The 7,582-nt window shown below is 53.0% G+C and carries 6 protein-coding genes; 5 read left to right on the top strand and 1 reads right to left on the bottom strand.

Annotated elements, in window-relative coordinates; genetic code table 11:
* Positions 1 to 166: 166 nt before the first annotated feature.
* A complete protein-coding gene (locus tag BG52_RS07635) occupies positions 167 to 1,645 on the bottom strand; it encodes an FTR1 family iron permease (RefSeq protein ID WP_036583293.1) in 1,479 nt (492 codons plus the stop codon).
* A 425-nt stretch (positions 1,646 to 2,070) separates the two neighbouring features.
* Here BG52_RS07635 and BG52_RS07630 point away from each other — a divergent pair, with 425 nt between their 5' ends.
* The 5 genes from BG52_RS07630 to BG52_RS07610 form a co-directional block, all read left to right on the top strand.
* On the top strand, positions 2,071 to 3,297 hold the full coding sequence (locus BG52_RS07630) for an ROK family protein (RefSeq protein WP_223298945.1): 1,227 nt from the start codon (positions 2,071 to 2,073) through the stop codon (positions 3,295 to 3,297).
* 9 nt (positions 3,298 to 3,306) lie between these two features.
* On the top strand, positions 3,307 to 4,833 hold the full coding sequence (locus BG52_RS07625) for a sugar ABC transporter ATP-binding protein (protein WP_051587768.1): 1,527 nt from the start codon (positions 3,307 to 3,309) through the stop codon (positions 4,831 to 4,833).
* Entirely contained in the window at positions 4,814 to 5,839 is a 1,026-nt protein-coding gene (locus BG52_RS07620; protein ID WP_051587770.1) for an ABC transporter permease, read from the top strand. Before BG52_RS07625 ends, BG52_RS07620 begins: the two co-directional genes overlap by 20 nt.
* Positions 5,840 to 5,938: 99 nt before the next feature.
* Positions 5,939 to 7,063 (top strand): substrate-binding domain-containing protein, encoded by a 1,125-nt coding sequence (locus BG52_RS07615; protein WP_051587772.1) that lies wholly within the window; start codon positions 5,939 to 5,941, stop codon positions 7,061 to 7,063.
* Between the two features lie 57 nt (positions 7,064 to 7,120).
* Positions 7,121 to 7,582 (top strand): sugar phosphate isomerase/epimerase family protein (locus BG52_RS07610; RefSeq protein ID WP_036667060.1); only part of this gene is annotated, 462 nt, incomplete at its 3' end.

Genomic DNA, 7,582 nt, shown 5'->3' with positions numbered 1-7,582 from the left:
TTCTCTCTGCTCGGTGCCGGATGCGGCTGTTTCCGTTTTGGCGGTTTGGGAGCCGCACGCGCTCAGAACTAGCACAGCGCCAAGGCTGCATAATATAACCATAACCCATTTTTTCAACTTCAATTCCCCCTGTTGGATGTAAGTCATTTCTTTGGGTCAATCATCGCTAGATAGCCGCTTGTTGGCGTATTCGCTGATCGCGAACCCTCTTCCAACCAATCGCGATACCTGCTACGGCCAATAATAGCAATTCGGGTATCGTCGTCTCCCAAGTCGGGAAAATTCCAAAAGTATCAGACGATATCAAGTATGGAGCGGTAGTAGCGGGAAGCAAGCCGGCAGATTGAAGCTGATTAAGCCCTACTCCCACAAATTTGAAGCATAAATAGAACACCAAGACACTGGATACGAGAAAGAACGGGCGAACGGGAATTTTCAACCCGACAAAGATTATTAGTCCGCCGATGACAAGCAGGATTGCGCTGCCTATACCAAATCCGAGCAGCAAGCCCGTAAGCCCGATAGAAGGCGCCATCCCTATATAAAACAGAACTGTCTCCGTACCCTCGCGAAACACCGCCAAGAAGGACAAAAACGCTAAAGAAATTAAACTGCCTTTGGCCAGAGCCTGAGTCGTTTTATTTTTGATGTATTTTTGCCATCTGTCGATACTGGAATTGCTGTGAAGCCAATGACTGACATAGAGAAGCATGGCGGCTGCGAATAATGCGGTCCATCCGCCAATAAGAGCATTGTTGTTGCCGAAAGTGCCGCTGGAAAACAGCAATTGGACAATAATGGCCAGCAGCATGCTGAGTCCGAGTCCGGCGCCAACCCCGCTCCAAATCCATTTCTGTTTCTCTTTATTGCCGGATCTTTGCAAGAAAGTGAGCAGCGCTGCCACGACCAACAGCGCTTCCAGTCCTTCGCGAAGCAAGATCATTGCGGCATCAAGAAAAGTGTACGAGGTTTTCTTCGCCAGCGGCGTCAAATTTGTGATCATTCGGTCCAGCACTTGCAAAGCCGCGGAAGAATCCTGCGGATTCTGGATCAGCAACGCCTTGGCGGTGACCATGTCTTGTTCCATCGCGGCATATACTTGGCTTGACTGAGCCACAACAACTGCCTCTACATCCAGCCAGCTCGATTGAATCTGGTCGATGGCCGATTTTGCGCCTGCGGTGTCATTTTGCGTCAGCATCTGCTTGGCTGCGCGAATCGAATCAATGAAAGCTGAAAGTGTCGGTTTGTTGCCGGATGCCGGTGCTGCACTTTCTATCGGATAGCCGCCGGTAATGAACTTTTGCAGAACAAGACTTAAATCCCGAAAAGCTTGAGTCACCTTCTCTGGTTGAACGGGGTCTTGGGCCAGCGAATATTGAATCATGCCCATTGCATTTTCAATATCCTTATACGCCTGCCTGGAAGCTTCCTTGACGCCATCCTCCTTATTCAACCACTGGGACTTGTACTGTTCGAACGCGGCTTTGGCTCCCTGGATATCATTTTGCTGCGCTTTCTGAATGGCTTGCCGGACGAATGCGTCGGCCGTGGACATATCCGCTCGGGCATCGGCAAAAACGGATAAGGGCGAGGCGAACAAAATGGTTAAGGCGCCAATCATGCCTAATAGGCGCTTGAGCATGAACGGTATCACTCCTTGCTAGTGAAATGGCAACGCTAATGATAATCATTATCATTTCTGAATTATAGTACGGTTTGACTATAGAGTCAATGCTTTTTTTTCGGCATGCTTTTTCGGCGTCCTGCAACAATAATCACTCCGAACGCCATAAGCTTGGCCGCCTGCTCCATCCGGACGCGCATCAGGATGTAGGGTATTGCCTATACCCAGCGATTTTGCAGGTATGAACTCAGTTGTGCGAACTTAAAGGACGCCGTCAGGCGTTTTTCTTACGCGGGCCGGAACTTATTCGTACCTGCAAGCAAGTTCTATAAAATAATCACCTACTTTTTTATATTGATTGTGAAAAGTTTTGATTTTATGATAAAAAACAAGTAATAAAGATAGCGCTTACATCAGTAGCGGGGAGTGATTATTTTGTGGAAATGTCTCCGATAGCGACCGCCATCCTGAAGGTCATCAGGCGCAGCCGGAAGCCGCTATCAAAGGCCGATTTGGTTAAAATGACGAGCTTCAGCCTGGCCACGGTCAATGAGCACACGGAGTTCCTGCTGCGCAGCGAACTGGTCGTGGAAACGGAAAGAGGGCCTTCGACAGGGGGCCGCAAGCCGATCCTTCTGACCTTCAATGCTGAATTGGGCTTTATTGTCGCTATAGACTTGGAATCCACGCATGTAAGAGTGGGGATCGTAGATTTAAACAGCCGCATTCTCACCTCAGAATCCTCGAAAGATATCGATGTCAGCTTAGGTCCCTCGGCAGTACTCGAGAAAATCAAAGCGATTGTCTACAAACTCATGGAACAGCTCGGAGTCACTAGTCATCAGATCAAGGGCATCGGAATGGGCGTGCCAGGCCCGGTCAGGTACAGTGCAGGGATAACCACCTCGCTCGCCATCATGCCGGGATGGGAAAACTATGAGGTCAATCAATTCTGGAGCCGGCACTTCGATTGTCCATGCTTCGTGGACAACAACGTGCACACGATGGCCTTGGCGGAGCAAGCGGTCAACGCCGATTCGGAACACGCCAATATCATCTATGTGAAAATCGGCAACGGCATCGGTGCCAGCATTATTTGCAACGGCCGGTTGTACCGGGGCTCAACCGAATACGCCGGCGGCATCGGTCACATCAACATCGGACACGACAAGCTATGCTACTGCGGCAATCGTGGCTGTCTGGAAGCGGATGCGGGCGGCCGGGCAATCGCGGCCCGGGCGGAGCACTTGGCCCAAAGCGGCCAAAGTGAGTTTCTGCGGCGGCTGCTGGAGGAAAAAAACAAACTGACGTTAGCCGATGTCCGCAAAGCTGTCGTCGAATCGGACCCCGTGGCGGTAGAACTGATGCGGGAGTGCGGGAATGTAATCGGCGACGTACTGGCCGGTCTTGTTAATTTCTTTAATCCATCGCTTGTCTATATCGGCGGCGCCGTTTCGGGGGTGGGCGATGTGCTGTTGGCCTCTATCCGCCAATCGATTTACCAGCATTCGCTGCCGCTCGCGACGCGAAGTCTGGCGATCCAGCATCTTTCTCTTGGGGAGAGTGCCGGCTTGATCGGGGCAGGGATGCTGGCCGCCGAAGAAATAATTTATGGACATGACGTCATCAAGCGCATCGCGTCTGTACAAAATATTGCCGGAGAGAGGTGATCGTCTGACATGGGGGAAGCTGTACATGCCGCCGCACGGAGCGCCCCGCTGCTGGAAATGCGCGATATCGCCAAGAGCTATAACGGCATCAAGGTATTGAACGGCATTAACCTGACGGTCAATCCGGGAGAGGTGCTTGCGCTTGTCGGGGAGAACGGAGCGGGCAAGTCGACGCTGATCAAAATTTTATCCGGGGCCATTACGGCGGACACGGGGGATATTTTGATCGAAGGGGATAAAGTCTTGTTTCAAACGCCGCACGATGCGGAGCAAAGCGAGATCGTGACGGTGTACCAGGAGCTTAACCTGTTCGCACACCTGTCGGTCGCCGAAAACCTGTTCTTCAGCAGGCATCGCCAGGTGAAAGGCATGATCAACTGGAAAAAAATGAACAGTGAAGCGAAACGTTTTCTGGAGGATTTCGGCGTGTATTTGAAGGTGGATCAACCGGTGAGCCGGCTCAGCATCGCGGAGAAACAAATGCTGGAAATCGCCAAGGCGCTGCACCGGAAGGCGAGGGTCATGATTTTGGACGAACCGACTGCGGTCCTTGGAGGCGACGACGTCGGGCGTTTGCTGCAAATCGTAAGAAGGCTGAGAGATCGCGGGGTTGCAGTCATCTTCATTTCCCACCGGCTGGATGAAATTTTCGGTCTGGCGGATCGGTACCTCGTTTTGAAGGACGGGCACCAGGTGGACGACGGCAGCATCGGCGATACGACTCCTGATGATTTGGTCGGGAAAATGGTCGGGCGCCAGATCACGGCCGCTCCGCGGGATAAAATTCGAACCGATGCGGCGCCGAAGCTGCTCCGGGTCGAGAACCTGTCGAGGAAAGGCGTGCTCACGGAAATTCATTTCTCTCTGCATGCAGGAGAAGTGCTTGGGATCGCGGGACTGCGCGGATCTGGCCGAACTGAGCTGGTGCGGGCGATATTCGGAGCCGACCCGGTCGATAGCGGAGTCTTCTATATCCGGGGCAGTCGAGTGGACATCGGTTCTCCCGGCGAGGCGGTCCGCAAAGGCATCGGATTGGTTCCGGAGGATCGCGGCAACCAAGGGCTATTTAAAAATCTATCAGCCTCCCACAATATGTTTATGGCCAGTAAAAAAATCAAATGGATATATCCTCGGGAGGAACAAAATACGGCAAGCGGCTTCGTCGATTCGCTCCAGATCAAGCTGGCACACTTGGGTGTGCCGGTCGGCAGCCTGTCCGGCGGAAATCAGCAGAAGGTGGTACTTGCGAAGTGGCTTGAAACAGGCGTCGATATTCTGCTGCTGGACGAACCGACAAGGGGCATCGATGTCGGCAGCAAGGCTCAAATCTATAGCGTCGTGCGTGATTTGTGCAAGCAGGGCATGGGCATTATTCTCATCTCGTCGGAATTGACGGAAATTTTAGAAAACAGCCACCGGATTCTCGTTATGAGCAAAGGGAGAATTACGGGCGAGTTGGATCGTGAGACCGCTACGGAAGAGCTGATCATGAAATATGCGGTAGGAGGGTCTTCCAATGAAAAGCGAAGCGAATAACGACACGGTGCTTGCAAAGCCCGTCCTGGCCGGAGTGGGCCGTCTTGCTCCGCAATTTCTCGTCCACTACAAAGTGCCGGCCATTCTGTTCGCGTTACTGTTCATCTTCACGGTCATTTGGGTACCGGAGTTTTTCAACCTTCAGAACATCGTTAACGTGGCGCGACAGGCTTCCATTACAGGCGTTGTTGCAATCGGCATGACGTTCGTCGTTCTGACGGGCGGGATCGATCTTTCGGTAGGCTCGATTCTAACCGTAGTAGGGGTGTCGTTCGCCATGCTGATCCAGAACGGCGTCCCGATTGGAATTGCGATTCTGGCCGTATTACTCATCGGCATCGTGATGGGTCTTATCAACGGCGCAGGAAGTACGTTTTTCGGCATACAGCCGTTCATTATGACACTGGCCGTAATGGCGGTCGGCACGGGCCTGGCTTTGCTTCTTTCGAACGGAACGCCGCAATCGTTTTCGCTGGACAGCAAGCTGCTCGCTTTTCTCGGCAACGGCTCTTTACTGGGTATACCCGGCCCGGTCTGGATTTTCGCCGCCAGCGCTGCGGTTGCCGGTGTCATCCTGAAATATTTGCCCTTCGGCCGATTTATTTACGGCATCGGCGGAAGTCTGGAGGCCGCCCGCCTCTCAGGTGTCAAAACGACGCGTATTCTGATTTTGGTTTATGTCATCAGCGGACTATGCGCTGCCATTGCGGGCATTATTACGACATCGAGATTGTTTGTCGGCCATCCGACCGCCGGCGGCTTTATTATGCTCGACAGCATCGCAGCCGTCGTCATAGGCGGCACGAGTCTGATGGGCGGACGGGGAAGTGTGGCAGGTACGGTCGCCGGCGTTTGCCTGCTGGCCATGGTCGCCAATCTACTGAATCTGCTGGGGGTTTCTCCATTTAATCAGCAGATTGCCAAAGGGCTCATCATCATTATCGCGGTCTTATTCACGACCCCGGATTTAAAGGACAGAATGAAGCAGCAGTGGTCGAGTCTGTAAAAAGATGCGGTACGGAAAGGGGGGTGGTATGAAGCAGGAGTAAAACGCACACGTTTGTACTATTTTATTTCTGAAAAATGAAATTTGGAGGGTATAAGCATGAAAAAGGTAAATCGTTTGAAAATGACGGTTTCTGTTTCGCTGATTGTAATATTCGTATTTTTGGCCGCCTGCGGAAACAATGCGGCGAACAAGCCCGCAAACGGCAACGCCTCGTCCGGCAACACGGCTTCGAGCAATGGCGCGGCGAACGGGGGAGCGTCCGGTAACGGAACACCCCGTACGGCGCCGATCGAAATTGATTATGGACCTTATTGCGAGGGAGAGTGCTTGCAGGCATTGACTTTGGAGAAGGATCCCGCTTCCTATAAAGGCAAGGTAGGGTTTGCGGTAGCCTCGTTGACGTTCGGTTACGGGGTAGCACTAAAAGCCCAAACGGAGGAGCATGCCAAGAAGTATTTCCCGAACATCGAGCTGCTGGTTGGTGACGGACAGAACGATCCGGTCATTCAAACGAGCGTTGTGGACGATTTCATCTCCAAGGGTATTGACGCGCTGATCATTAACGCCGTCGAGAAGGATGCGCTAGCCCCTGTCGTGAAGAAGGCGATGGACGCCGGCATCAAGGTCATCTCGGTCGACCGCACCGTTAACACGCCAGTGACGACCACCATCAAAGGCAATGATATCGATCTGGGCACGAATGCGGGAGGATCGTTGGTAGCCGTGATGGGCGGCAAAGGCAATGTCATCGAACTTCAGGGCAGTGCCTCGGCATCGCCTACCATCGATCGGCACCAAGGCTTGGTCAATGCCGTAGAGGGCACGGAAATCAAAGTCATCGCAAGCCAGTATGCGAACTACGATCAGGCTACGGCTTTGAAGGTGATGGAGGATCTTCTGCAGCGCTTCCCGAGCGGCGAAATCGACGCCGTCTTTACCCACGCCGACATGATGTCGGAAGGCGCACTGCAAGCGATCCGTGCGGCCGGGCGCGAGAATGAAATCAAGATCGTAAGTATCGACGGACAGGAATCGGCCCTTGATTTGGTGGCGAACGGAGCATTCGAATCGACAACGGTCTATCCGGTCGTTTCTCCGATGGGCATCATTGCCGCCGCCAAAGCGATCGCCGGCGAAGAGCTGCCGGAATTCGTCAAGCTGCAGACGCCTACGGTAACGAAGGACACGGCCGCCCAATTCAAAGGCACGACTTTCAAGTGATTTTTCGTGATCGAAGCTGCGCGGCTTGACTCAACGATTCGATTGGAGGAGCTAACCATGGCAATGAAACTATCGTTTAACACTTGGCCTTATGCGAGTTTTCCGGTGTGGCTGCCGGCTTATCCGCTGGAAGAAGTAATTAAGCGTCTCTCCAGAATCGGCTACCAGGGGATCGAGATTGGCTGTGCAAGCCCCCATGCGTATCCGCCTACTCTTTCGAAAGAAAGAAGAATAGAAACGAAAAAGATTCTTGACCATTTCGGCATGGAAGTATCCAGCATGCTGCCCGCGCTTAGCGGCGGGCCGGGACATAACGTCGCTTCTCCGATTCCGGAGGAAAGGCGGCACACGATCGAACATATGAAGGATATAGCGCAATTGTGCGAGGAGTGGGGCTGCAAAACGATTCTGTACATTCCCGGCTGGCAGGTTTTCGGAACGAGCCTTGAGCAAGCGTGGACTTGGAGCGTCGAGGCGCTCTCCGAGATTGCGGATACGGCGGCCGATCACGGCGTAACG

The sequence above is a fragment of the Paenibacillus darwinianus genome (genome assembly GCF_000598065.1).
In the GTDB taxonomy this organism is placed as follows: Bacteria; Bacillota; Bacilli; order Paenibacillales; family Paenibacillaceae; genus Paenibacillus_I; species Paenibacillus_I darwinianus.
This window is presented reverse-complemented; position numbering and strand designations above follow the sequence as displayed.